The organism is Erwinia sp. PME.40.26/001 (assembly GCF_055556675.1).
Genome location: NZ_JBVHNP010000172.1, coordinates 1 through 272, shown reverse-complemented (window position 1 = coordinate 272; position 272 = coordinate 1). Strand labels below are relative to the sequence as shown.

Annotated in this window: 1 pseudogene; it reads left to right on the top strand. The window is 60.7% G+C overall.

The window, feature by feature from the left end:
- Positions 1-231: pseudogene (locus tag ACZ3HG_RS23720) on the top strand (branched-chain amino acid ABC transporter ATP-binding protein); the annotation flags it as partial.
- Between the last annotated feature and the right edge of the window lie 41 nt (positions 232-272).

Genomic DNA, 272 nt, shown 5'->3' with positions numbered 1-272 from the left:
GACGAGCCGACCGAGGGACTGGCCCCGGTCATCGTCGAACAGATCGGCCGCACCATCGCGCGGCTCAAGCGTGACGGCTTCACCATCATCCTGGTCGAACAGAATTTCCGTTTCGCCCAGACCGTTGCCGACCGCCATTATGTGGTGGAGCAAGGCCGCGTCGTGGATATGATCCCGAACGCGGACATGGACCGCAACATCGCCAAGCTGCACGCCCACCTGGGCGTCTAGGCGCAAAAACAAAAAGAACGAACTGAAACCGGAGGAACCAC